The 22,399-nt window shown below is 67.0% G+C and carries 22 protein-coding genes; 8 read left to right on the top strand and 14 right to left on the bottom strand.

Features of this window, described 5'->3' with window-relative positions:
• Positions 1-19 precede the first annotated feature (19 nt).
• A complete protein-coding gene (locus tag EAF64_RS02470; protein WP_129067382.1) occupies positions 20-2,197 on the bottom strand; it encodes an N-6 DNA methylase in 2,178 nt (725 codons plus the stop codon).
• Positions 2,198-2,291: 94 nt separating this feature from the next.
• Positions 2,292-3,680 (bottom strand): PH domain-containing protein, encoded by a 1,389-nt coding sequence (locus tag EAF64_RS02465; protein WP_129067381.1) that lies wholly within the window; start codon positions 3,678-3,680, stop codon positions 2,292-2,294.
• 190 nt (positions 3,681-3,870) lie between these two features.
• Between EAF64_RS02465 and EAF64_RS02460 the strand changes: the two genes are divergently transcribed.
• A complete protein-coding gene (locus EAF64_RS02460) occupies positions 3,871-4,056 on the top strand; it encodes a hypothetical protein (protein ID WP_129067380.1) in 186 nt (61 codons plus the stop codon).
• Here EAF64_RS02460 and EAF64_RS02455 read toward each other — a convergent pair.
• Positions 4,050-5,102 carry a hypothetical protein gene (locus EAF64_RS02455; RefSeq protein ID WP_129067379.1) on the bottom strand — a complete coding sequence of 351 codons (1,053 nt, stop codon included), beginning with the start codon at positions 5,100-5,102 and terminating at the stop codon, positions 4,050-4,052. The genes EAF64_RS02460 and EAF64_RS02455 overlap by 7 nt on opposite strands.
• Before the next feature lie 86 nt (positions 5,103-5,188).
• Positions 5,189-5,713, bottom strand: a complete 525-nt coding sequence (locus EAF64_RS02450) for a FlaD/FlaE family flagellar protein (protein ID WP_129067378.1) — start codon at positions 5,711-5,713, stop codon at positions 5,189-5,191.
• A gap of 257 nt (positions 5,714-5,970) precedes the next feature.
• Here EAF64_RS02450 and corA point away from each other — a divergent pair, with 257 nt between their 5' ends.
• Both corA and EAF64_RS02440 read left to right on the top strand, forming a co-directional pair.
• Positions 5,971-6,948: a magnesium/cobalt transporter CorA gene (gene corA, locus EAF64_RS02445; RefSeq protein WP_129067904.1), complete on the top strand. Its 978-nt coding sequence runs from the start codon at positions 5,971-5,973 to the stop codon at positions 6,946-6,948.
• 57 nt (positions 6,949-7,005) lie between these two features.
• Complete coding sequence (locus tag EAF64_RS02440; protein ID WP_129067377.1) at positions 7,006-7,515, top strand: type IV pilin; 510 nt, start codon at positions 7,006-7,008, stop codon at positions 7,513-7,515.
• On the opposite strand, the gene EAF64_RS02435 is transcribed toward EAF64_RS02440, so the two are convergent.
• From EAF64_RS02435 to EAF64_RS02410, 6 genes are all read right to left on the bottom strand, one after another.
• Entirely contained in the window at positions 7,512-8,759 is a 1,248-nt protein-coding gene (locus EAF64_RS02435; protein WP_129067376.1) for a tripartite tricarboxylate transporter permease, read from the bottom strand. The genes EAF64_RS02440 and EAF64_RS02435 overlap by 4 nt on opposite strands.
• 102 nt (positions 8,760-8,861) lie before the next feature.
• Entirely contained in the window at positions 8,862-10,796 is a 1,935-nt protein-coding gene (locus EAF64_RS02430; protein ID WP_129067375.1) for a histidine kinase N-terminal 7TM domain-containing protein, read from the bottom strand.
• Between the two features lie 166 nt (positions 10,797-10,962).
• Positions 10,963-11,310 carry a 50S ribosomal protein P1 gene (gene rpl12p, locus EAF64_RS02425; RefSeq protein WP_129067374.1) on the bottom strand — a complete coding sequence of 116 codons (348 nt, stop codon included), beginning with the start codon at positions 11,308-11,310 and terminating at the stop codon, positions 10,963-10,965.
• A 31-nt stretch (positions 11,311-11,341) separates the two neighbouring features.
• Positions 11,342-12,388: a 50S ribosomal protein L10 gene (locus EAF64_RS02420; protein ID WP_129067373.1), complete on the bottom strand. Its 1,047-nt coding sequence runs from the start codon at positions 12,386-12,388 to the stop codon at positions 11,342-11,344.
• Position 12,389: 1 nt separating this feature from the next.
• Complete coding sequence (locus tag EAF64_RS02415) at positions 12,390-13,025, bottom strand: 50S ribosomal protein L1 (RefSeq protein WP_129067372.1); 636 nt, start codon at positions 13,023-13,025, stop codon at positions 12,390-12,392.
• Between the two features lie 110 nt (positions 13,026-13,135).
• On the bottom strand, positions 13,136-14,149 hold the full coding sequence (locus EAF64_RS02410; RefSeq protein WP_129067371.1) for a Brp/Blh family beta-carotene 15,15'-dioxygenase: 1,014 nt from the start codon (positions 14,147-14,149) through the stop codon (positions 13,136-13,138).
• A 105-nt stretch (positions 14,150-14,254) separates the two neighbouring features.
• Here EAF64_RS02410 and EAF64_RS02405 point away from each other — a divergent pair, with 105 nt between their 5' ends.
• Entirely contained in the window at positions 14,255-15,808 is a 1,554-nt protein-coding gene (locus EAF64_RS02405) for a phytoene desaturase family protein (RefSeq protein ID WP_129067370.1), read from the top strand.
• Positions 15,809-15,825: 17 nt separating this feature from the next.
• Here the strand turns inward: EAF64_RS02405 and EAF64_RS02400 are convergent, their stop codons facing one another.
• Both EAF64_RS02400 and EAF64_RS02395 read right to left on the bottom strand, forming a co-directional pair.
• Positions 15,826-16,308 carry a 50S ribosomal protein L11 gene (locus EAF64_RS02400; protein ID WP_129067369.1) on the bottom strand — a complete coding sequence of 161 codons (483 nt, stop codon included), beginning with the start codon at positions 16,306-16,308 and terminating at the stop codon, positions 15,826-15,828.
• A gap of 118 nt (positions 16,309-16,426) precedes the next feature.
• On the bottom strand, positions 16,427-16,627 hold the full coding sequence (locus EAF64_RS02395; protein WP_092662888.1) for a VNG_1110C family protein: 201 nt from the start codon (positions 16,625-16,627) through the stop codon (positions 16,427-16,429).
• Positions 16,628-16,751: 124 nt separating this feature from the next.
• On the opposite strand from EAF64_RS02395, the gene EAF64_RS02390 reads away from it, so the two are divergent.
• Both EAF64_RS02390 and EAF64_RS02385 read left to right on the top strand, forming a co-directional pair.
• On the top strand, positions 16,752-17,258 hold the full coding sequence (locus EAF64_RS02390) for a cation:proton antiporter regulatory subunit (RefSeq protein WP_129067368.1): 507 nt from the start codon (positions 16,752-16,754) through the stop codon (positions 17,256-17,258).
• Positions 17,259-18,503, top strand: a complete 1,245-nt coding sequence (locus EAF64_RS02385; protein ID WP_129067367.1) for a cation:proton antiporter — start codon at positions 17,259-17,261, stop codon at positions 18,501-18,503.
• On the opposite strand, the gene EAF64_RS02380 is transcribed toward EAF64_RS02385, so the two are convergent.
• Positions 18,481-19,170 carry a potassium channel family protein gene (locus EAF64_RS02380; RefSeq protein ID WP_325051200.1) on the bottom strand — a complete coding sequence of 230 codons (690 nt, stop codon included), beginning with the start codon at positions 19,168-19,170 and terminating at the stop codon, positions 18,481-18,483. The two genes, EAF64_RS02385 and EAF64_RS02380, sit on opposite strands and share 23 nt — an antisense overlap.
• The gene (locus EAF64_RS02375; protein ID WP_129067365.1) at positions 19,139-20,599 is read right to left on the bottom strand and encodes an APC family permease; all 1,461 of its coding nucleotides are present in this window, start codon (positions 20,597-20,599) and stop codon (positions 19,139-19,141) included. Before EAF64_RS02375 ends, EAF64_RS02380 begins: the two co-directional genes overlap by 32 nt.
• A 177-nt stretch (positions 20,600-20,776) precedes the next feature.
• On the opposite strand from EAF64_RS02375, the gene EAF64_RS02370 reads away from it, so the two are divergent.
• Together EAF64_RS02370 and EAF64_RS02365 are read left to right on the top strand one after the other, a co-directional pair.
• The gene (locus EAF64_RS02370; RefSeq protein WP_129067364.1) at positions 20,777-21,889 is read left to right on the top strand and encodes an OBG GTPase family GTP-binding protein; all 1,113 of its coding nucleotides are present in this window, start codon (positions 20,777-20,779) and stop codon (positions 21,887-21,889) included.
• On the top strand, positions 21,889-22,386 hold the full coding sequence (locus EAF64_RS02365) for a TIGR04206 family protein (protein WP_129067363.1): 498 nt from the start codon (positions 21,889-21,891) through the stop codon (positions 22,384-22,386). The genes EAF64_RS02370 and EAF64_RS02365 overlap by 1 nt, the downstream gene beginning before the upstream one ends.
• Positions 22,387-22,399 lie beyond the last annotated feature (13 nt).

Below are 22,399 nucleotides of genomic sequence, written 5' to 3'. Positions count from 1 at the left end.
GACACTCCACCCTAATCAATCACTCGCCTGGTACCTCCGGTGAGACGACAGCACCGTCGCCGGCCAGCCACTCCTCGACGAGCCGGTCGATCTCGATCTCGATGGCCGACAGCTCCGGGTCGTCGTCCGGCGATCCGTCGCCCGCGGCGACCCGATCGTGTGCGGCGACCGACAGGTCCGCCAGCCGGTCGCTGTGCGGACAGTCGGCGGGCTCGGGGAGGTCGAGTTCCGAGACCACCGACTTCGAGAGACTGGCCTTCCCGTTCGAGGAGAGGTCCCGCAGGGTCCGCTGGTACGGTGCGGCGTTGAGCAGCGCACAGAGGAAGTGCGCCGTCCGCCGGTCGTCGGTCGCGACGAACATGTAGTGATCGCCGGGAATCACCTGTTTCTCGCCGAGGTCCGGGTCCGCCCGCGTCGAGACGACGGTGAAGTGGGGCTTGAATCCCAGCCGACACCACGCGACCTTGTAGTCGGCCCAGGTGTACGTGCCGAGTCCGAACACCGAGTAGAAGGGGCCCCGGTCCAGCCACGACGAGGAGCGGTCGGTCAACTGCTCGCGGTTGGCGGCCAGGTAGTCGTAGGTCTCGGGGTGCTCCTCCCGGAGCCACGCCTCGTTGTCCTCGCCGGCCTGCTCCTGGGGGATCAGACGCAGGTCGTGGCCCGTCAGCCCCCACTTTCTGACGTGTCGCGACTTGAGATACGGATACACGAGGTCGTGTTCGAGCCCGTCCAGCTCGTCCCGGGAGAGGCCGAACACGTCGTTGGCGTCGTCTTTCAGTCCGTGTCTGATCTCGTGGGAGCAGTTGCCCAGCGCCGCCCGCTCGGCGTCGGCCCGGAGCCACGGCGTCGTCGCGTCGTCGGGGTCCAGCGGCACGAGTTCGGTCGCCGTCGACGCCGTACTCGTCCGGACGGCCGCCCCCGAACCGAAGTCGGCCGTGTCGTCGTCGGGCGTCCGGACCGTCGCCGGCACGGGGAAGGACGGCTCGGCGTCGGCCTCGAACGCGTAGACGGCGGCGTTGGCCCCGACCGCCGGGAACGGATCGAGCGCAGAGAGGTCCTGGACGTCCGCCAGCGCGAGCGACCGGTCGCCGACCTGCAGTCGCCGGAGGACCGCCCCGGCCGGGCCCCGCATCAGGTCGCGTTTCAGGACGAACGCCGCCGCCCCACCCGACCGGAGGTAGCGGTGGACGCAGGTCCAGGCGAACGGCACCGACACGTCGTCGTTGCTATGCCCCAATCTGGCGGCCACCCCCTCGTGGGGCTGGAGGCCGAGCGGCTCGACGTACTGGTCCCGCCAGCGGTCCTTGAGCCGCTCCGAGAGGCGCTCCCAGGGGATCCACGGTGGGTTTCCCACGAGGGCATCGAACGCCAGGTCGAGCGAGCGGCCGCGGAACTCGACCTCGTCGCTCCGTGTGAGCCCGAGTGCGTCGGTCAGGAAGACCGGGACCGCGAACCGATCCCGATCCGTCGCTTCGAGTTCGTCGAACAGCGCCGTGCAGTACGCCAGCGTGGCCGACTTGACCGCGACCGGATTCAGGTCGATACCGACGACCGAGGCGACGGCGGTGTCGAGGAGATCGTCGGCCGAACCGGTCCAGGCCGCGCGTTGCCGATCCAGTGCGGCCGTCAGGAACACGCCGGAGCCACAGCCCGGATCGAGGACGCTCGCGTCGGCTACCGACGCCGGCAGCGCCTCGACCGCGAGGTCCGCCACACCGCGAGGGGTGTAGTACTCACCGAGCGCGAGTCGCACGTCTCGGGAGACCACGTCCGTGTAGAGGTCCCGGAGCCGGGCAGCGGATAGCCGACGCAGACTCCCCTCGTCGACGGCCGACGTCACCCGCTCTCGCCCCTGCTCCGGCGGAAGCACGCGGTCGTGGAGGTCCCCGAGCGCGACGCCGGTGGCGCCCGTGTTCGTGCCCGGTTCCCGGTTCCTGATCGACACGTCCGTCTCGCCCTCGACGGCATCGAGCAGGCAGTCGAGCAGGAAGTCCACGTAGCAGGTCTCGACGAACGCTCGATCCACGGGGTCCTCAGCCTCGAGGGCGGCGAACACGTCGCCGTGGCTCGTCCGGACGAACGACGCCCAGCGGTCGCGGGCCGCGGCGAGCGGGCCGTCCGCGGCGAGTCGGTCCCGTGCCGCGGTCCGGTAGGCTGTCTGCTGCGCGTCGGCGTCGAACTCCCGGAACAGGGCCATTCGCTCCCGGGTTCGGGCGGCCCTGTCAAATAACTCCCGTCCGCGGTCGGGACCGACGGGTCACGGAGTGGCTTTACGCAGAAGACGGGGTGGATCAGTCGTTCGAGAGCCGGCGGGTCCGTGGATCGCCGTCGGGCATGTCGCCCACGAACTCGAAGTCCTCGCCGGCTGGCTCCTCGGCGAGGGCGATCAGCTCGGCGATCGTGTCGGCGGACGCTTCGAGAATCGGCCGTAGCCGAGGTTTCAGCTCTCTCGCGACCGTCAACGCCTGCTCGATCTCCGAGCGGGCGTTTCCGTAGGCCGCCCGCGCCGCGTCCGGGGAGCCAGCGGTCAGGAGCCGGTCACCCGCGGCCCGGTGGTACGCGGCGACCAGGTGACGCGTGTGAACGAGTTCGCCGACGACGCGTTCGATAGTCCCGCGCAACTCGTCGCTGTTGCCCGCGAACCGCTGTTCGTCGCTGCCCCAGTCGAGGACGAGCGCGGTCTGGTACCGTTCCAGCGCGACCTCGAACTGTTCGGCCGCGACGACCGGTCCGTCCGCGTCCCTGGCGCGTTCGGCGGCCGTCTCGGCGCGCCGGAGCGGCGACTTCGAGAGGTGGTCCAGGCTCTGTGTCACCGTGTCGGCGCGCTCCCGGATGTCGCTCTCCTCCGGGAAGTCGTGGTCGCGCGCGATGTCCAGCGCCCGCTCGTACTGTTTCCGTGCCTTCAGGAACGCGTCGTAGGCGTTGTTGTACTGCTCCCGTCGCCACTCGTCGTTGGCCGTCGTCGCGTGTTTCTTCGCCCGCGAGACGTGGATGTTCATGACGCTCGCGTCGAGGCGCTGTTCGACCTCGTGGACGCGCTCCCAGACGGCGTCGTCCCGGTTGGTCGTCAGCTCCGGGGCCTTCCGCTGGGCCTCCTCGATGTGATTCCTGGCCGTGCTGGCGGCCGCACGGGCTGCGTCGTGATCGTCGTCGGAGAGCCGGTCGTCGACGTCCACGAGGTGTTTGCGAGCGTGTCTGAGCTGGCTCTCGACGCGCGACCAGACGACCGCGGCCCGCTCCAGGTACTCCACCGCCGGCTCGATGTCGACGGTACTCCGGACCGCGAAGTGCCACTTGACGCCCTCGGTCGTCCAGATGTCGACGCCTTTCGTGAGCACCCCACTCCGGGTCTTCACGTCCTCGATCTCCGTGTACGGCACCGCGAACGAGGTATCGCCCGTCCCGTTGCTGTCACCGACGACGAAGAGGACGCGCGTGTCGGTGATCGCCGCGATGGCCTGGAACCCGTCGCCCGGCGTGAACACCGTCGCGTCCTCGTCGCTCTCCCGTCTGACGCCCTTTTTCTTATTCGATAATAGAAATGCAACGCGCTCTTCGGCTCCCAGGTACTCGATAAGCGGCTTGTCTTTGAGATAGCCACTCGCGAATACGCCCCCGCTACCCGTTCCTGTAAGCAACTCCTCGTCGGAAATCGCGTTCTCGTCCTGGGAAGCCAACATGGGTTCGCACGGTTACAATGACGCTCGTTGATAATGAGTCATGCGCTCGATCAAAGGTGCGTCAGACGTTATATTTTCACGAGCGTGTATAAAATAAACGTTCAATACAGTCGAGCGAGGCTGCCGTGTGCCACAGCGCCGACGTGCGTCTGACTGGGGTTTAGGTGCCTCCGTCGCCTCCCTCTGTGCTATGCCACGGTTGGCGCTGGATCTGCCCGACGACCTCAGACGAGTCGAGAACAGTCGCGAGAACGGTGAGAGCCGAGCCGACGACACGTCCGTCGGGACTCGAACGGCGACCGTGACCGACTCGGGGGTCGACGACCCGAAAGTCACCCGGTGGCACCGGTGCTGGGCCGGATCCGGGGATCAGTAACTGTCGCTCTCGATCAGGTGGGCGGCGATGCGCTGGGCGCCGACGGTCGCCGAGAGGTCGGGTCGGTCGGGGGCGGTGGCCGTCACCTCACGCTGGAGTTCCTCGCTCAGACGCTCCTCGAACTCCTCGACGATGCCCGGAACGCAGGCCATCCCGCCCGTCAGGACGATGGGCTGGTCCAGTGCCAGCTGGTACACTTTCATGTAGTCGTTGGCCAGGTCCGGCAGGAAGCTGTTGGCGATCTCGTCGACCACCTCGTCCAGGTAGTCGTTGCAGGCGTCCATCACGCTCCGTTCGATGGTGAACTCGTGTGAGCCGCCGCCGGGTTGCTGGATCACGTCGGTGAACGGCTCGAAGTCGACGAAGTCGGCGTGGTCTTCCTTGTACTCGCGGGCGGTCGTCTTGTCGATGTTGACCCGACCCTGGGTCTCTTCCTCGACGTTGTTCGCGATCATCCGGTCGACCTCGTTGCCCGTCACCGCGCCAGTCGCGAAGGGGGTGAGTTGCTCGCCGCGCCGGTAGGCCGAGGCCTCCAGATTGGTCGAGCCCATGTTGACCGCGGTGAAGATCTCGCTGATCGCCTCCAGGTCGTCACCGATCGCGGGGATTGAGCCACACAGCGACTCGGGGTAGCTCTGGACGCCCGCTTCGCCGACGACGCTCTCCTCGATCACCGATTCGAGATTCGCCAGTCCCTTCTCGTTGTCGATGGTCGGGATGGCGTAGACGACGACGCTGTCTTCGGGCACGTCGTGCTCCTCGATCAGGGCGTCGAAGAACTTCTTGGTCAACTCCGCCCGGTCGTCGTCCTCGGGCAGGCCCGACCGTAGCATGAACTGCGCGCGGTCGGGGTACTCCGTGGCGGCCTCGTCGCCGTACAGCACCCGTTCCTCGCCAGTGAGCTGGTCTTCGTAGGTGGATAGACAGGTCAGCGTCCGGATCGTCTCCAGTCCGCCCTCGCCGTCCGGGAGGGCGATCACCGTCCGGGTACTCCCCAGTTTGACCCCGACCGGCACTGGTCCGTCGGTATCGTCGTCATCACTCATGATCGGCCGCGACTACTCACGGCTCTGGTATATATTCTCTCCCTATACTCGGAATCGAAACACGTCGGACGGATAGCACGGACCGGCTACCGCATCGAGACGAGCCGCGCGATGTAGACGAGACTGAGTTTGTGGTCGTCGACGGTGCCGCCGCGTGGTTCCTCGCTGGGGCTCTCCAGCCCGAGCAGGTAGTCGTTCAGAGCTGCTTCCACGTCCTCGGTGAGCCAGCCGACCGACTCGTAGTACTGCAGCGCCTCGTTGGTCCCCTGGTAGCCGAAGTTCGACAGTAGGAACTCGAGCCACTCGAAGATGACGTACTCCGCGGCGTAGCTCTCCGGAAGCCCGTCGAGATACGGCTTCTCCAGGTCGTCGACGCCGGCCTCCAGGGGCAGGAGTTCCCGGTAGAGGCCGTTCTGGAACTGGTCGCGCGACGGCGTCTCCGAATCGAGGCTGTCCCACCCGTTCGTCTCGGGGCGCACGCTCTCTTCGCCGTCGCCGGACGGCGGTCTGGGTGCCTCGCCGCCCTCGCCGCCCGACCGGGGCCTGTCACCTCGCTCCCGGGCCATCTTCCGGAGTTCGTCGAGGTCGTAATCACGTGGATTGATCGTCATGTGTTCGTTGGGTAGAGATTTCTCCCCCAGTATGTTAAACCTTACACCCGCCCGAGCGCCCTCTGTGGGTTCTCTCCGCCGGAAATCGCGCACCGTCTGTCACGCGTCCGACGCACGACTGACGGATGACAGCCGCGCGGTCCGTCCGCGCTTCCGGGAACGCTTTTGAGCCGCCCGGGCGAGTGGTGGCGTATGCACGGCGAACCGGGTCGGGGTGTGAGGACCTGCAGCGTCACGCCGCGCAGGAGGGATCGGCCGTGATCGCGACGGTCGTCTACGGGCCCGACGGTGCGACCGAGTACAACGACCTCGCCGCTGCCAGGGACGCGGTCGGGACGACCTGGGTCAGAGTCAGCGACGCGAACCCGGGAGAGCTCGACGCCGTCGCCGAGACCTTCGAGATCCACTCGCTGGTCGTCGAGGACGTGCGCAACGAGGTCCGGGCCAAGACCCAGTCGTACGACGATTACGCCTTCACGCTGGTCAAGACCGTCGAGTTGGCCAGGGGCGACCAGCCCTTCGAGGAGGAGATCCGCGCGGAGGCCGTCGGCATCTGCGTGGGCGAGGACTGGGTGGTCTCCCTGTCGGTCGCCCCCGACGACCCCGTCGACCGCGTGTGGGACGCCGTCCTCCGGGACGACCGACGTATCCTCGACCGCGGCCCGGACTTCGTCGCCTACCGGCTGGTCGATATGATCGTCGACGAGTACTTCACCGTGCTCGACGACCTGGAGACCGACATCGAGGCTATCGAGGAGGCAGTCACCGTCTCGACGGATATCGGCACGCTCGAAGACATCAACGCGCTCCGGCGCGACCTGCTGGCCTTCCGGAAAGTCGCCTGGCCGTGCCGGGAGGCGGTCGGCGTCCTCGCCCGCGGCGGCCCCTCGCAGGTCCGCGAGGAGACCGAGAAGTACTACCGGGACGTGTACGACCACCTCGCCCAGGTCGTCGACCTCACGGAGACCTACCGCGACCTGACCACCGGCACCCGTGACATCTACCTCAACACGCTCTCGCAGTCGACCAACGAGGTGATGAAGGTGCTGACGGTCATCGCGACGATCTTCCTCCCGCTGACCTTCGTCGCCGGCGTCTACGGCATGAACTTCGTCGGGAGTCCGTACAACATGCCCGAGTTGACCTGGCGGTACGGCTACCCGGCCGTCCTGCTCGGGATGGGTGCCATCGCCGGCGGGATGCTCGTGTACTTCAGACGAAAGGAATACTTGTAGCTTTCGGCCGTCGACACCGTTCGTGGGATTAAGTGTCGTGCCGAGTTACGCCGGTCAATGAGCGACTCTCGTCGCCGGTTCCGGCCCGTCCACGACGACCGCGCCGTCTCGAACGTCGTCGGTGTCGTCCTCGTCGTGGCCGTCGTCGTCCTCTTGGCGGCAGTCGTCGGGAACCTCGCACTCGGATTCGGGGGTTCGATGGGGACACCGGCACCACAGTTCACCCTCGAAAGCCACTACCAGGCCGACGGAGCGGGGAACGACGCCGACCGACCGTATCTCAACATCACCCACACCGGCGGGGATACGGTGGACGGGACGAAACTCTTCGTCGTCGACAGCGACGGGAACGACGTGGCCTGGGCCGACGTGTGGACCGGGGGCGAGGAGATCACGGCGACCGATTACGTCCACATCGACGGCCACGGTAGCGACGGCGACCTCAACGCCGCCTGCGGGGGCGAGACCTACCAGTTGATCTACCGCCCCGACCAGGAAACGTCACACATTGTGCAGGAGGTCGAGATCGAACGGCAAGCGACCGGGCCGGCGGCGACGTACTGCTAGCCCACCGCCAGCGGGACGAGCAACACGCCCATCAGAGTCGCTCGCCGCGACCCGAACCGTGGCGGGACCAGTCCGACGACCGTGGCGACCGCGAAGATGCCGATTCCGACCACGCCGGCGAACACGAAAGAGAGGCAGAGCAGCAGCGCCAGCACGGCGATCGACAGGACCCGATAGTCCAGCGTGCCGACCAGCGACAGGTAGCGGTCCCCCACCGTCGGGACGAGGACGAACCCCAGGGCCGCCGCCAGCGCGACGCTGGCCAGCAAGAGCGGGAAGGCCAGCGGCGCACCGCTCGCGTCGAGCGCCACCAGCACGCCCGTCCGGGGCGAGCCGAGCGCGCGCAAGGCCAGGAGCGCGAAGATCGTGTTGGCCGTGTTCACGCCGCTGGTGATCACCACGAAGCCCCGCGCCCCGAAGCGGTACGGAACGGCAAGCAGTGCGCCCGTCGCCGCCACGGCGCTGGAGACGCCCGGGAGAAATCCCACGACCGCGCCCGAGAGCGTGCCCGCGACCGAGAGGCCACCCACGGCGGGTTTCGAGAGCGAGAGCGTCGCGTCGTCCTGTGGCGGGACGCCACCCCCACCCAGCGCCTCGATCAGGACGGGCGCGCCGAACAGTCCCGCGAACAGCGGTGCGAGCGTTCCGCCTGCACTCACCAGCCCACTCGTCGGGAGATCGAGCGTCAGGAGTCCGAGGACACCGCTTGCCGCTAGCGCGAGTCCGGCACCGACTTTCGCCCGATAGGTCCCCTCGGTCGTCACAAGTCCCACCGCGACGGCCGCCAGCACGGCCGAGAGGTTGGCCCGAATCGTCGGGTACAGCGCCGTCACGGCCTCGGTAACCGGAATCGCCAGGGGCACGGCGAGCGCCACCGCCAACCCACTCCCGAGTGCCGACAGCCGGAGTGCCTCCCGACCCCGGCCAGCCAACACGAGCTCGTGACCGGGGAGTGCGCTCGCCGCCATCGCTGGGTCCGGGACGCCGAGTGACAGCGCCGGGATCACGTCGAGGAACGTGTGCATCGTCCCGGCGGCCAGCATCGCGGCCCCGATCAACCGCGGTGGGCCGGGGACCGCGGACGCTCCCGCGGCGAGCAACAGCGCCATGTTGTTGGCGTGGAGTCCCGGAACGAGCCCGCTCACGACACCGAGCGCGGCACCACCGGCGACGAAGGCGAGCGCGACGGCTGCTGCCGACGGCGCGACTGCGATCCGGACGCCAAGCCAGGTCGAGACTGCCATCGAAACCTGGTGGTCCCGGCTTCCAACTTAAGCGCTCGTCCGACCACTTCGATCCCCGGCCGCCGGCCGGTTGTCGGCCTCCGGTCGTGGCAGCGGCCCGTATCAACCGTCAGTCCGGGAGTCGTCGTTCACTCGGTCGACACCGGTGAACTCGAAGCGGGCACCCGCCGTCTCGCTGTCGGTGACGGTCACGTCCCAGCCGTGAGCGTTGGCAGCGTCGGTGACGATAGCTAGCCCGAATCCGGTTCCGCCCTCGCTGGTCGTGAATCCGTGGTCGAGTACCTCCCTTTTCCGGTCGTCGGGAATACCGGGGCCGTCGTCGGCGACGAAAAACCCGGCTGCGTCGTCGTGGTCGAAGTCGCCGACGGTGACGGTCACGTTTTCTCGGCCGTGTTCGACGGCGTCCTGGCGAGTCTGCGAGGCAGGGCTCGTAGAGCCATGCTCGACGGCGTCCTGGCGAGTCTGCGAGGCAGGGCTCGTAGAGCCATGCTCGACGGCGTTCCGGGTGAGGTTCTCGAAGATCGTCCGCAACCGTCCACGATCCGCTTCGATCACGGTGTCGGTTTCGACCCGCAACGTCGCGTCGGCGGTATCGACGGTCTCCCATGCGGATTCGGCTGTCTCGGACAGATCGACCGGTTCGGTCTCGGTGACCGCTTTCCCTTCCCGGGCCAGCGTCAGGGCGTCGTCGATGATGGCCTCCATCCGCTCGGTGGCCGTTCTCATCTCCTCGATGTCCGTCTCGCTGATCTCGGCGCTGTCGTCGTCACCGTCGATCTGTGCCTCGAACAGTTCGAGATAGCTCGTCGTGACGTTGAGTGGGTTGCGAAGGTCGTGGGAAACGATACCCGCGAACTCGTCCAGTCGTTCGTTCTGGTGTTCGAGTTGCTGTTTGCGTGACCGCAACGCCTCCTTCTGTTCCTGTAATTGCTCCTCCCGACGCTTTCGATCGGTGATGTCGTGGAGCAGGATGACGTGGGCGCGTGCCTCGTCGCCCTCACTCAGTGCGGAGATCGTCGCCTGATAACAGCGCTCGCCGTTGGGCGTCTCGACCCACGCCTCGTCGTCGAGTTCGTGGACCGGTTCGTCCCCTTCCAGAACCGGCCCGATCTCGCCACACTCGAGGACCCATTCCGGGCGGACGACGGTCGTCAGGGGCTTTCCCACCGGGCGGTTCAGCCCGAGCATCCGTTTTGCCGTCGAGTTGACGTCGACGATCCGGCCGTCCTCGTCGACGACGATGATACCGTTGTCCACCGCTTCCAGGACGAAGTCCCGCGCCAGCGGGACGGTGTTGTCCAAGCGCGACTCGACGATGCTGAAGATGCGGTCGAACGGGAGCGCCCGGATGAACGTCACGCTGCCCATCGAAAGCAGGAAGACACCGACCACGACGTAGACGAACGGGACGAGCATGAAATGCGGGAACGGACTGAGCTTGGTAAGGGAGAGAATCGTCACGACGCCGATGGCGAGCGTCGACAGGGAGATGACGGCGCTGATCTTCCGATAGACGTTCCGGGACCGGGCTATCCGCCGGGCCAGCACGGTGTTGTAGCCGATCGCGACGGCATACGAGATGGCAGCCATCGCTTTCACTCCGATCCCGAACTCGTACGTGAGCATGGCGAACGATCCGCTCCGGTCCACGCCGACATCGACCAGAAACAGCCCGTGAATCCCGTTGGTGAGAGTGAGTCCGAGTGTAACCAGGGGGAACGTCAGAAGCGCGCCCACCCGCGGCCGGGTGAGCCAGTCCCGCCGACCCACGAAGTGGACGGTGAAGAGGCTCGTCGTGACGACGAGCAGCGGGATCGTCGGGAGAAACAGTGCGAACCACAGCTGCTTCCAGAACAGCGACACGGCAGAGACGGTCAACAGCGTGAACAGGGACCACAGCGCCAACGACAGCTGGACGCCCATCGCAGAGACCTCCAGGGGGCCCTCTCGCTGGTGCCAGGAGATCGCTGCGCCCACGGTCCCGACCACCACCGCAAGCGCGAGCGGTACGGTATACGGCGTGGCTTGTAATTCCATTCTGCTCAGGAACTGGCTTCGTTTCTGTATGTTCTTCTCGACGAGTTAAAGATCCACCCTGGAGAATCACTACTGATAACGTCGCTTCGCGACTGGGGTGCTACCGTCCGGTCGGCAGCGCTATCGCTCGCCGGGTGAAAGAATGGAGAAGGTGGTGGGACCGCGATCAGCCGAACAGCTCGCCGAGGCCTTCGCCGCCGTCGCCCTCGTCTTCGTCGTCGCCGCCTTCGTCTTCCGCTTCGGCTTCCTCTTCTTCGCCGCCTTCGTCGTCGCCGCCCTCTTCGAGTTCACCGTCGGCGCTGCCGCCCGCGGGGGCAGCCGCGCCGCCGGCCGGGACCGCTGCGGCCTGTTCGACGGCTTCCTCGATGTCGATGTCCTCGAGCGCCGCGACGAGGGCCTTGACGCGGGATTCCTCGACGCTGACGCCCGCCGCTTCGAGGACGCCCGTGATGTTGTCTTCGTTGATCTCTTCGCCCGTCTCGTTCAGGATGAGTGCTGCGTAAACGTATTCCATGGTTCGTAGTCTTGTTGGTGGTATTTAGTTGTTAGCCGAACATCGCGCCCATCGCATCGCCCGTGTCACCGTCGTCGTCGTCATCGTCGTCGGTGTCGTCGGGTTCAGCGTCGGCGTCCGCCTGGTCTTCCTCGCCGTCTTCGTCGCCGCCCGCGTCGGGCTCCGCTTCGGTCTCGGGCTCGGCCGTCTCGACGCCCTGAAGCTCCTCGGGGAGCGCCTCGGGGTCGTCGATCTGGGCCGCCAGTGCCCGGACCTGCCCGTCCGCCTTGCTCAGGAGGTCGGGCATGAGTTGCTCGTCCTCGATGGCCGCCTGCAGGCCGACCGACTTGGCCTCGCCGGACGCCTTGCCGAGCAACGCGCCGACCGTCTGTGCGGTCGGGTAGACGGCGTTGATCGAGAGGTTGCGTGCGCCCGCGACGGCCGCCTCGATGTCCGCCTGATACTCGTCGACGTCCAGTTCGAGCTCCTCGGGCTCGAAGAGGACGCCGTCGGCGAACACCGCCTGCAGGTCCAGCCCGACTTCCTTGGGCTCGATGCCCAGTTCGCTCAGCACGTTGGCGAGCTGGCTGTCGACGGTCTCGCCCGCCTCCAGCACCGTGGAGTCGGCCATGACCTGGATTGAGCCCTCCTGGATCCGGGCTTCCGCGCCGACACCCTGGAGTTCACCGACGAACTGACCGGGGTCCATCCCGGTGTCGCCCTCCGGAATCACGATGTCGTTGGGCGCGACTTCGCCGTCGTTGATCGGTGCGGACGTCTTCGAGGCCTCCAGCTGCTGGTACAGCGTGAACGGGTTGTCGTTCGTCCCGATGAGGCCGACCTGGCCACCGATGAACTCGGTGAGATCGTCCAGCCCTGCGTCGACTTCGTCGAGCGCACGCTCCATCAGCGTGTTCCGGCTGACGCGCAGCTCGGCGGTGCCGTGGAGGTTGCGCCGCATGTCCTGGAGCTGGCGGCTCGGAATGCCGGCGATGTTGACGATGCCGACCGAGTCGTACTGCTCCAGCGTTGCGACGAGGTCGTCGACCTCCTCCTTTTTCCACTGCGGGATGGTCTCTGTCTTGCGTTCTGCGCTCATCTTAGGCCACCTCGACGGCCGGGCCCATCGTCGTCTTGACGAACACCGAGTCGATGTTCAGCGGGCCCTTCTCGAGCTCGGCGTGCAGCCGCCGGAGGATGACGTCGATGTTGTCCGCGATGTTTTCGGCGTCCATGTCCTCCGCGCCGACGCGCGTGTGGAAGGTCCGCCGGTCGCGGCTCCGGAGCTGCACCGTGTTTTTCATTCGGTTGACGACCTCGACGACGTCGTCGTCGGGGTCGAGCGGTTCGGGCATCTTCCCGCGCGGGCCGAGGACGGTACCGAGGAAGCGACCGATGTCCTGCATCATGTTCTGCTCCGCGATGAAGAAGTCGGTCTCGTCGGCGAGGTCCTTGGCCTCGTCGTCGTCGCCCAGTTCTTCGAGGTCGTCGCCGTCCAGCACGTCGTCGGCGGCGTCCTCCGCACGGAGGGCGGTTTCGCCCTCCGCGAAGACGACGATACTCGTCTCCTGGCCCGTCCCCTCGGGGAGGACGACGCCGGTGTCGACGCGGTTCGACGGGTCGTCGAGGTCTAGGTCGCGCAGGTTGATCGCGAGGTCGACCGTCTCGCGGAAGTTCCGCGGCGGTGCCTCGTCGAGTGCGCTAGATACTGCTTGCTCTATGTCCTGATCTGCCATCGTTCACCTCCGTAGTACGCGTAACGCTCCTACGGGTCAGTGAAACAGGCGAAGCCTGTCTCACCCGGAACGTGGCCGATGCCAAACTTAAACCCGTCGAACCGAACCGCTCACGTCGTCCAGATCCCCCGTCGCCGGTCGAGCCACGACCCGACGAGGACGTGGGGCACCGCGATCACGGCGACGAACACGCTGTACAGCGCGACCCACCCGGTCGGCGTCGTCGGTGCCTCCGGGAGCGCGACCGCCAACCCCGCGAGCAGTGCGAGCGCCCCGAGCCAGGGCGCGACCGCTCCGCGAGCGACCCGGGCGAGTACCGTCCGGAGCGACCCGCCGCCCGCGCTCAACCGCGCCGTCTGTCGCGTCGCGTACCAGCACGGGAAGTAGACGCCCACGGCCAGGATCGGCGGGACGACCGCGAAGAAGGCCACCAGCAACGACGTCTCGCCGGCTTCCGGGAGCCACGAACCGAGTCCGTCGGCCCGCCGGTAGCCCCACACCAGATGCACCAGGAGAGCCAGCAGGTACACGCCCGCGAGAACCTCACGCGCCGGCGACTCGAACAGCCACACGGCGTCGGCCAGCGCCTGCGGTTCGAACAGCGCCGTCATATAGTAACTGACCATGTAGAACACGCCCGGGTGCGCGACCATGGGGACGATCATCACCGCGCCCCCACGCACGAGCGCCCCGAGGACCCGCTGTGGCCGACTCGTCAGGTGGTCGCTCCCGGTCGTCGATTCCAGGACGTGCAGTCCGCCGAACCCGCCTTTCAGGCAGGTGATGGCGACCGCGAGCGCCAGGCCCGCGGCCGGCGCGAGGACGAACACGGCCAGTGACGCGCCGATCAGGAGCAGGTACGCCAGCAGGTATCGGACCTGGAACGACTCCCCGCGCCCGCGGAGGTTGGCGACGTGTTCGAACCCGCCGTGGGGGAGGCTGACCCCGATCATCAGCGCCAGGTACGCGATGGCCTGGTAACGTATCGGTACGGTCGTCTCGAAGACGGTGGCGGCCCCGAACAGGACGGTCAGGCCGGCGAACAGCGCCCACGACGCCACTAGCAGGCGGCCGGCCGCGCCCTCGCCGTCGGTCGGAAGCCGTCGCTCGACGGTGCCGAACATCGACGGCGACTAGGGAATCGGTCGGAAAAAGGGGCGGTGCCCGTTCCCGAACCGCAGGAATTCGGTACAGGCTCGAAATGGGTTGGCTCCCTAGCCGGAACGACCATGCACGGTGACGACTTCCGCGGACCGAACGGTCCCGACCTCGACGGGTCTCCGCTGGCCGGCGAACGAACCGTCGTCGTCGGCGGCGGCGTCGGCGGGCTGGCGACGGCACCGTACCTGGCGGCGATGGGCGCCGACGTGACCGTGATCGAGCGCAACGACGACCTCGGCGGGGTCGCCACGCGCACCGAGGGCGAGGGGTTCCGGTTCGACGCCGGCCCCTCCTGGTACCTCATGCCCGACGTGTTCGAGCGCTACTTCGCCCACTTCGACCGCGAACCCGGCGACTTCTACGACCTCGAGCGCCTCGATCCGCACTACCGGATCCACTGGAAGGACGGTGCCGAGGTGGCGGTCCCGGACGACCCCGAGGCCGTCGCGGAGCGCTTCGAGTCCTACGAGTCGGGCGCGGGCGAGGCCTTCCGGGCGTACCTCGACGAGGCGGCCGAGACCTACCGGATCGGGATGGAGCGGTTCGTCTACGAGGACCGCCCCCGGCTCCGGGACTGGGTGGACCTCGACGTGGTCCGCTCCGCCCGCGGACTGACGTTCCTGGGCTCGATGCAGGATCACGCGGCCGACTACTTCGACCACCCGAAACTCCGGCAACTCGTCCAGTACACCCTCGTCTTCCTCGGCGGCGCGCCCCACAACACCCCCGCGCTCTACAACCTCATGGCGCACGTCGACTTCGAGCTTGGCGTGTTCTACCCCGAGAACGGCATCTACAGCCTCGTCGAGGCCCTGCGGGACCTCGGCCGCGAACACGGGGTCACGTTCCGAACTGGCGAGACGGTCACCGCCATCGAGCCCGGGTCGCCCGCGACGGTCACGACCGAGTGTGACCGCCACCGTACGGATCGCGTGGTCTGTAACGCCAACCCAGCACACGTCGAGCGCGACCTCCTGCCCGCGCGGGCCCGCCGGCAGGACGACGACTACTGGGCCGACCGGACCTACGCTCCCTCGGCGTTCATGCTCTACCTGGGCGTCGAGGGCGACGTGGCCCCGCTCGAACACCACACGCTGATTCTTCCCGAGGACTGGGACCCCCACTTCGAGACCATCTTCGACGAACCGTCGTGGCCCGAGGACCCGGCCTACTACGTGAACGTGCCCTCGCTGACCGACGACGATGCGGCCCCCGAGGGACACCACACCGTCGTCGTCCTCGTTCCCATCGCACCGGGGCTGGACGACGGCCCCGAGGTCAGAGAGCGGTTCCGCGAGCAGGTGCTGGCGGATCTGACGACACACACCGGGGTCGATCTGCGCGGCCGGATCGAATTCGAGGAGACTGCCTGTGTCTCCGAGTTCGCCGAGTGGGTCAACGCGCCACGTGGGACCGCGCTGGGGCTGGCCCACACGCTCCGGCAGACCGGGCCGCTGCGGCCAGGGCACCGGGGCGGTGCCGACGAGCTCTACTACGTCGGTGGGTACACCACGCCGGGTATCGGACTCCCGATGTGTCTGATCAGCGCCGAACACACGGCGAACGCAGTCCGGGAAGACGCCACGACGCAGTCGCTACTGCCGGGACTGACGAGCGAATGAGAAGTGGGCCGGGCCGATCAGGCTTCGGCCGCGAACTGGTCGTCGTACTCGCCCTCGTCGATGCGCTCTTTGAACTCACGGGGGTTGTTGCCCTCGATGGTGACGCCCAGCGAGGTGCAGGTACCGACGACTTCCTTGGCGGCGTTTTTCAGGTCGTAGGCCAGCAGGTCCGGGTGTTTCTGCTCGGCGATCTGCTTGACCTGGTCGACCGACAGGTCCGCGACGAAGTTCTCCTGGGGTTCGCCGCTCCCGGTGTCGAAGCCGGCCTCGTCTTTGACGAGTTCGGCCGTCGGCGGGACGCCGACCTCGATCTCGAAGTCGCCTTCGTCGTCGTACTCGACGGTGACGGGCACTTCGGTGCCGTCGAAGGCTTCGGTCTGGTCGTTGATCTCCTGGACGACTGCCTGTACGTCGACGGGCGTCGGGCCGAGTTCCGGACCGAGCGGCGGTCCGGGGTTGGCCTGCCCGCCAGGGACGAGTACTTCGATGGTTCCAGCCATATCGAACCTATCGTGGGGGCGCGCTTTTAACGGTTGCTTTCCCCGGCGAGTGTGTCGACGGAGCACACGCTCTCGGGTTGCGGTGTGAGAAGCGGGACCGGCGGGCGGCAGCGCCCGACTACTGGACCGAGATGCCGTTCCGAGAGAGGTACGCGCTCGCTTCCTTGATCTCGACGGGACTGCCGACGATGCGCACCCCCTGCTCTTCGGAACGAATCGTCAGCGTAAACCGGTGCTCCAGTTCTTCCCGGAGCCCGTCGAGGGCTTCCTCCGGGAGCAGGATTTGCGTACTGTCGCGCAGCAGAGCCGCGTCGGGCATCACCCGAATGAAAGCCATCTCGCCGTATAGGTGTATCGAAACGGTCGCCCGCTCTCCCGTCTGCGGGGCGCACGTGGCCCAGCGCCCACACTGCCTTTATGCTCGGTCCAGTCCATCTCACCGCATGACCGTCTACGAGACCGAGGTGCCCGGCGTGGGCAAGAAGTTCGAGATCGAGATCGGCGGCGGGAAGCGCCTGGTCGTCCTCATCCACCACGACGGCAAACGCGAGGTCTACCGCCGGCCCGACCCCGACGCCGACAGCGAGAAGTTGTTCACGGTGAGCGGCGAGACGGCCCGGAAGCTCGGGTCGATCATCGAAGGAGCCTACTTCCAGCCCGTCGAGACCGACGAGGTGCAGGTCCCGCTGGGCGATGCCTTCATCGAGTGGCTCGATCTACACGCCGACTCCGAACTCGCCGGTCAGACGCTAGGCGAGGCCGACCTCCGACAGGCGCTCGGCGTCTCCGTGCTAGCGGTTCAGCGCGACTCCGAAACCTACCCCAACCCCGGCCCGGAGTTCGAACTCCGGGTCGGCGACGTGCTGGTTACGCTCGGCACCCGCGAGGAACAGAACGCGCTCGAGGAGATGCTCGGCGGGAACGGCGTGGACGAGGGCCCAGACGAATAGATGGCCGTCGCGCTCTACGAGATCGGCATCGCGATCACCGCGCTCGCGATCGCCGGCTCGGTCGTCTACCGCTACGGGTTGTCGGTCATTCCCGCCTACATCGTGATCGGCGTCCTCGTCGGCCCGAACTTCCCGACCACGATCGGGGACCTCTCGCCGGTCGCACTCGGCGCGGTCGGCGACGTGTCCCTGCAACTGGTCTCCGATAGCGACCTCGTCGCCGGCCTGGCCGAACTCGGGATCGTCCTCCTCCTCTTCTTTCTGGGATTGGAGTTCAGCGTCTCCCAACTGCTCGGCGACAGCCGTCGCATCGCGAGCATCGGCGTGATCGATCTGGTCGTCAACTTCGGTGTCGGCCTCGCCATCGGGTTCGCGTTCGGCTTCGGTCCCGTCGAGACGCTGTTTCTCGCGGGTATCGTCTACATCTCGTCGAGCGCGGTGATCACCAAATCGATCATCGACGAGGGGTGGGTCGCCAACCCCGAGAGCGGGCCGATCCTCGGTACGCTGGTGTTCGAGGACATCTTCATCGCGATCTACCTGGCGGTCCTCTCGGCGGTGGCGCTGGGCGGTGGCTCGATTGCCGACGCCGCCGTCTCCGTCGGTATCGCCTTCGCTTTCCTGGGGGTCCTGTTCGGAGCCGCGTGGTACGGCTCGGGCGCGGTCGAGCGACTGTTCGGCACCGGCTCCGACGAACTGTTCCTGTTGCGCGTACTGGGTGTCACCACGCTGATCGCCGGCGTCGCGCTGGCGATGGGCGTCAGCGAGGCGGTGGCGGCCTTCTTCGTCGGCACCGCGTTCAGCGGGACCGAACACACCGAACGGATCGAGCACGTGATCGCGCCGTCCCGTGACTTCTTCGCGGCCGTCTTCTTCTTCTCGATCGGGCTGACGACCGACGTGACCCTGCTGGCGGACGTGGCCCTCCTGCTCGCAGCTGCGGTAGTCGTGACGACCGCGAGCAAACTCCTGAGCGGAACGCTCTCGGGTCGGGTGTACGACCTCGATTCCCGCCGGTCGCTCCGGGTCGGGCTCGGGATGGTACCACGGGGCGAGTTCTCCCTGATCCTCGCGACGCTGGCCGCGACCGCCGGGGCCAGTACCGGCACGCTCGGCGAAGTCGTGCCGGCCTTCGCCGTGGGCTACGTGCTCGTGATGAGTATCGTCGGAACGCTGTTGATCCAGAACGCCAGTGTGATCGAGCGGGCGCGAAAACTCACCGTTAGCCCCGAAGGAGATTCATGACCTCGTCGGCCACACCGGGTTCGACGGCGACGACGTAGCGTTTACCGGCGTCGAGAGTGGTCTCCGGCCCGGCGATGCGCTCGCCGTCGTCGTCGGAGATGACCAGCGTCCCCGTCGGGAAGTTGACGTTCGCGAGCGCCTTGCCCGCCGCCGGCGCACCCTCGGCTACCCGGACCTGCATGATGTCCAACGTCTCGGTCACGTCGCTGATGGTCTCCACGTCGCCACCGATTATTTCGTTCGCGGCCATGCGCGCGCCCGCGCGCTCCGGGAACACGACGGCGTCGACGAACCGCGTGTACTCTTCCCCGCCGAGGCGTTCGACGCGGGCGATAGTCCGGATGCCGCCGCCGTTCATCTCCGTGGCTTCGAGACAGACTGCGAGGTTCACGCCGGTGTTGGCGGTCAGGCCCGCGATCACGTCCGCCCGCGCCACGTCGGCCTGTTCGAGGATCGCCGGATCGGTCGCGTCACCCTGGATGATCGTCGCGACGTACTCGTCGGCGATGGCGTCACACACCTCCGGATCGCGCTCCACGACGGTGATATCGTGGCCTCGCTCGGCGAGGATGGCCGTTGTCTGGAAGCCGACGCGCCCACCGCCAACGATGATGACGTTCAGGTCCTGTGTCATGTCAGTCGTCCTCCTGTGGAACCGCGTCTGCAGGCGTCCCGGGCCTGCCGGTCTCTTCGGCCGACCGCCACCGGTTCAGGCCGAGATAGGCCAGCCCCCCGAGCAGTATCCAACCGACGCTGAGGACCAGCGCCAGCGGGTCCGTCTGCACCAGATACCAGACGAGGACGCCGGTCAACACCAGGTTCAGTGCAATGCCCAGTATCGGCGGCACCGGGTAGTAGGGCATCTCGTAGGGCCGTTTCATGTCGGGACGTTCCCGGCGCAACCGGATGACCGCACCGTTGACGACGACGAACGAGAGCAGGAAAAACAGGCTCGACATGTTCCCCGCGCTCTTTGTCGGCAGGGCCACCGAGCCCAGCATGACGACCGCGCTCGCCAGGATGGCGACGAAGGGCGTCCCGAACCGGTGGTGAAGCTGTCCGATCGAGGGGAGTAACTGCCCCTCACGTCCCATCGAGAACGCGACCCGTGAGGAGGCGATGACGACGGCGTTCAGCGCGGTCAGCGTCGAGAACACCGCGCCGAAGACGATGATCGCGCCGCCGTTTTGAATCACCGGCAGGCCCGTCGGCATGAACTCCGTGGCCGCCTGTGCGATGCCGGCCTCACCGGCCTCGGCCAGGCCCTGCGCCCCGAGCGTCCCGATAGCCACCGTGACCACCGCCAGGTAGACCACGACGGTCACGGCGAGGCTCAGGAAGATGGCCTTGGGAATGTTCTCGCGCGGATTCTTCACCTCCTCCGTCACCGTGGTGATGAGGTCGTACCCCTCGAAGGCGATGAAGGTCAGCCCCATCGCGGGGAGGATCGCGAAGGCCGAGCCGTCCGCGGGGAACAGCGGCTGGAACTCGGCGGTCGAGAACATCGGCGAGAGCGCGCCGAAGGCGACGAACACCACCAGAATACCGACCTTCACGATGGTGAAGATGGTCTCGACGCTCCCGCTCGCGGCGGTCGAGGCGGCGTTCAGCGCGACCAGCAACAGGACTGCGGTGAACGCCAGGCCGACGCTGACCGGGACGGCGGCGTCGAGCAGCGGGAGCGCGACCGCGCCCACCTCGTCCGGTGCCGGGGCGAACCCGTAGACGTGAAGCAGTTCGAGAAAGTTGGGCGCGAAACCGAGCGCGTACAGCGCGCCGGCGATCATGTACGCGAACCAGAGCATCCAGCCCATCAGGAACGAACTCAGGTCGTCGAACACCTCGCGGACGAAGGCGTAACCCCCGCCACTCTTCGGGATCGCCGAGGCGAGTTCGGCGTAGGAGAGGCCGGTGAACGCCGTGACGACGCCGTTCAGCGCGAACACGGCGATCGCGGCCGGACCGGCGATCTCGGCGGCCAGGCCGGTCAACACGAAGATGCCCGCGCCGATCATCGCACCCATGCCGATCATGGTGGCGTCGAGCAGGCCGAGTTCGGCCTCGGGTTTGCGCTCGCCGTGACTGCCGCTACTCATTGGTCCTCCCGGTGCCAGTCGTCTCGGATCAGAACGGCAGGCCGGCCGGTTCCGGTGTGCATCCGTCGTAGCCGTCTCACCCGTGGGTCATAATTCCTCTGCGTCGCTCGGCGGTCGTGGTCTCGCGACGGGACCCAACGAAAGCGCTTTTGGGTGACGGTTGCCGACTGTCCCCTAATGGGCCTGGAGGAGGAGATCGAGGAGATCGAGGAGGAGATAGCCGAGACTCCCTACAACAAGTCGACCGAGGCCCACATCGGCCGGCTGAAGTCCAAACTCGCACAGAAGAAAGAGGAACTCGAGAAACAGCAGTCCGGCTCCGGCGGTGGCGGCGGCTACGCCGTCGAGAAACACGGCGACGCCACCGTCGCGCTCGTGGGGTTTCCCAGCGTCGGGAAGTCGACGCTGTTGAACGCCCTGACCAACGCCGACAGTGAGGTCGGCGAGTACGAGTTCACCACGCTCGACGTCAACCCCGGCATGCTCCAGCACAACGGTGCGAACATCCAGATGCTCGACGTGCCCGGCCTCATCGAGGGAGCCGCCGAGGGCCGCGGCGACGGTCAGGCGGTCCTCTCGGTCGTCCGGACGGCCGACCTCGTGGTCTTCGTCATGGACGTGTTCGAGATCGACCAGTGCGCGCGCCTGCGCGAGGAACTGTACAAGAACGACGTCCGTGTCGATACGGAACCGCCGCGGGTGACGATCCGCCGGAAGGGGAAAGGTGGCATCGACGTCAACGCCAGCGCCGACCTCGACCTGGACGAGGAGACGATCAAACAGGTCCTCCGCGACCAGGGGTTCGTCAACGCCGACGTGACCGTCGGCGAGCAGGTCGACATCGACCGTCTCATCGACGGCGTGATGGACAACCGTGTCTACCTCCCCTCCATCGAGGTCGTCAACAAGGCCGACCTGATCGACCCGGACTACCTACCGACCGTCGAAGAGAACCTCCGGGACCACGACATCGACCCCGACGAGGCGGTGTTCATTAGCGCCGAGGAGGGGAAGGGTCTGGACGCACTGAAAGAAAAAATCTGGGAGGCACTCGGTCTGATCCGGATCTACATGGACAAGCCGGGCCGGGGCGTCGACTACGAGGAACCGCTCATCCTGCGTTCGGGCGACACCGTCGAGGACGCGTGTGAGAAACTGGGCGGCGAGTTCGAAGAGCGGTTCCGCTTCGCCCGTGTCTCCGGTTCGAGCGCCAAACACGACGAACAACAGGTCGGGACGGGCCACGAACTCGCGGACGAGGACGTGCTCCGACTCGTGACTCGCAAGTGATGGGGGCGTCCGACACCCACTCCACGGACGAGTCGGCTCCCGAGACCGTTCGGCGATACCGCCGGGTGTTGGTCCTCGTCGCCGTGGCGCTCGCGCCGTGGACCGCCGTCTCCGCGAACGGGTTCGTCTCGTGGTTTCTGCCGATCGGGATCGTCAATCTCGATCCGCTGGAACTGACGACCATCTTCGAGTACTACCTCCTCTACACGCGAAACCTCCCGCCGTACCTGAACGCGTGGGGGTTGAGCGTGGTGGTGTTCTTCGTCGGACTCGTGAGCGCACTCGTCGGGCTCGTGTGGCGGGAGGACGCACGCGTCACGGCGTCGATGTTCGTCCTCGCCGGTATCGGCCAACTGGTGTTCGCGCTCGGCTTCTTCCGGCGGGGACAGGGGTACGCCGCCGTCCCGATCGGGACGCTCCTGCTGTGGGGTGTGGTCTGGCGATACTACCGGCGCGACCTGGCGTCGATCTTCCAGTTCCCCGACGGGACCGAGTAGCTCGTCGGTATCC

Source organism: Halorientalis pallida (genome assembly GCF_004118325.1).
GTDB classification, from domain to species: domain Archaea; phylum Halobacteriota; class Halobacteria; order Halobacteriales; family Haloarculaceae; genus Halorientalis; species Halorientalis pallida.
The sequence above is the reverse complement of the archived record's forward strand: the minus strand, read 5'-3'. Positions and strand labels throughout refer to the sequence as shown.

Coding starts and splice junctions, on each gene's coding strand:
- EAF64_RS02470 (WP_129067382.1), bottom strand. CDS start 2,197: ATGGCCCTGTTCCGGGAGTTCGACGCCGACGCGCAGCAGACAGCCTAC.
- EAF64_RS02465 (WP_129067381.1), bottom strand. CDS start 3,680: ATGTTGGCTTCCCAGGACGAGAACGCGATTTCCGACGAGGAGTTGCTT.
- EAF64_RS02460 (WP_129067380.1), top strand. CDS start 3,871: ATGCCACGGTTGGCGCTGGATCTGCCCGACGACCTCAGACGAGTCGAG.
- EAF64_RS02455 (WP_129067379.1), bottom strand. CDS start 5,102: ATGAGTGATGACGACGATACCGACGGACCAGTGCCGGTCGGGGTCAAA.
- EAF64_RS02450 (WP_129067378.1), bottom strand. CDS start 5,713: ATGACGATCAATCCACGTGATTACGACCTCGACGAACTCCGGAAGATG.
- EAF64_RS02440 (WP_129067377.1), top strand. CDS start 7,006: ATGAGCGACTCTCGTCGCCGGTTCCGGCCCGTCCACGACGACCGCGCC.
- EAF64_RS02435 (WP_129067376.1), bottom strand. CDS start 8,759: ATGGCAGTCTCGACCTGGCTTGGCGTCCGGATCGCAGTCGCGCCGTCG.
- EAF64_RS02430 (WP_129067375.1), bottom strand. CDS start 10,796: ATGGAATTACAAGCCACGCCGTATACCGTACCGCTCGCGCTTGCGGTG.
- rpl12p (WP_129067374.1), bottom strand. CDS start 11,310: ATGGAATACGTTTACGCAGCACTCATCCTGAACGAGACGGGCGAAGAG.
- EAF64_RS02420 (WP_129067373.1), bottom strand. CDS start 12,388: ATGAGCGCAGAACGCAAGACAGAGACCATCCCGCAGTGGAAAAAGGAG.
- EAF64_RS02415 (WP_129067372.1), bottom strand. CDS start 13,025: ATGGCAGATCAGGACATAGAGCAAGCAGTATCTAGCGCACTCGACGAG.
- EAF64_RS02410 (WP_129067371.1), bottom strand. CDS start 14,149: ATGTTCGGCACCGTCGAGCGACGGCTTCCGACCGACGGCGAGGGCGCG.
- EAF64_RS02405 (WP_129067370.1), top strand. CDS start 14,255: ATGCACGGTGACGACTTCCGCGGACCGAACGGTCCCGACCTCGACGGG.
- EAF64_RS02400 (WP_129067369.1), bottom strand. CDS start 16,308: ATGGCTGGAACCATCGAAGTACTCGTCCCTGGCGGGCAGGCCAACCCC.
- EAF64_RS02395 (WP_092662888.1), bottom strand. CDS start 16,627: ATGCCCGACGCGGCTCTGCTGCGCGACAGTACGCAAATCCTGCTCCCG.
- EAF64_RS02390 (WP_129067368.1), top strand. CDS start 16,752: ATGACCGTCTACGAGACCGAGGTGCCCGGCGTGGGCAAGAAGTTCGAG.
- EAF64_RS02385 (WP_129067367.1), top strand. CDS start 17,259: ATGGCCGTCGCGCTCTACGAGATCGGCATCGCGATCACCGCGCTCGCG.
- EAF64_RS02375 (WP_129067365.1), bottom strand. CDS start 20,599: ATGAGTAGCGGCAGTCACGGCGAGCGCAAACCCGAGGCCGAACTCGGC.
- EAF64_RS02370 (WP_129067364.1), top strand. CDS start 20,777: ATGGGCCTGGAGGAGGAGATCGAGGAGATCGAGGAGGAGATAGCCGAG.
- EAF64_RS02365 (WP_129067363.1), top strand. CDS start 21,889: ATGGGGGCGTCCGACACCCACTCCACGGACGAGTCGGCTCCCGAGACC.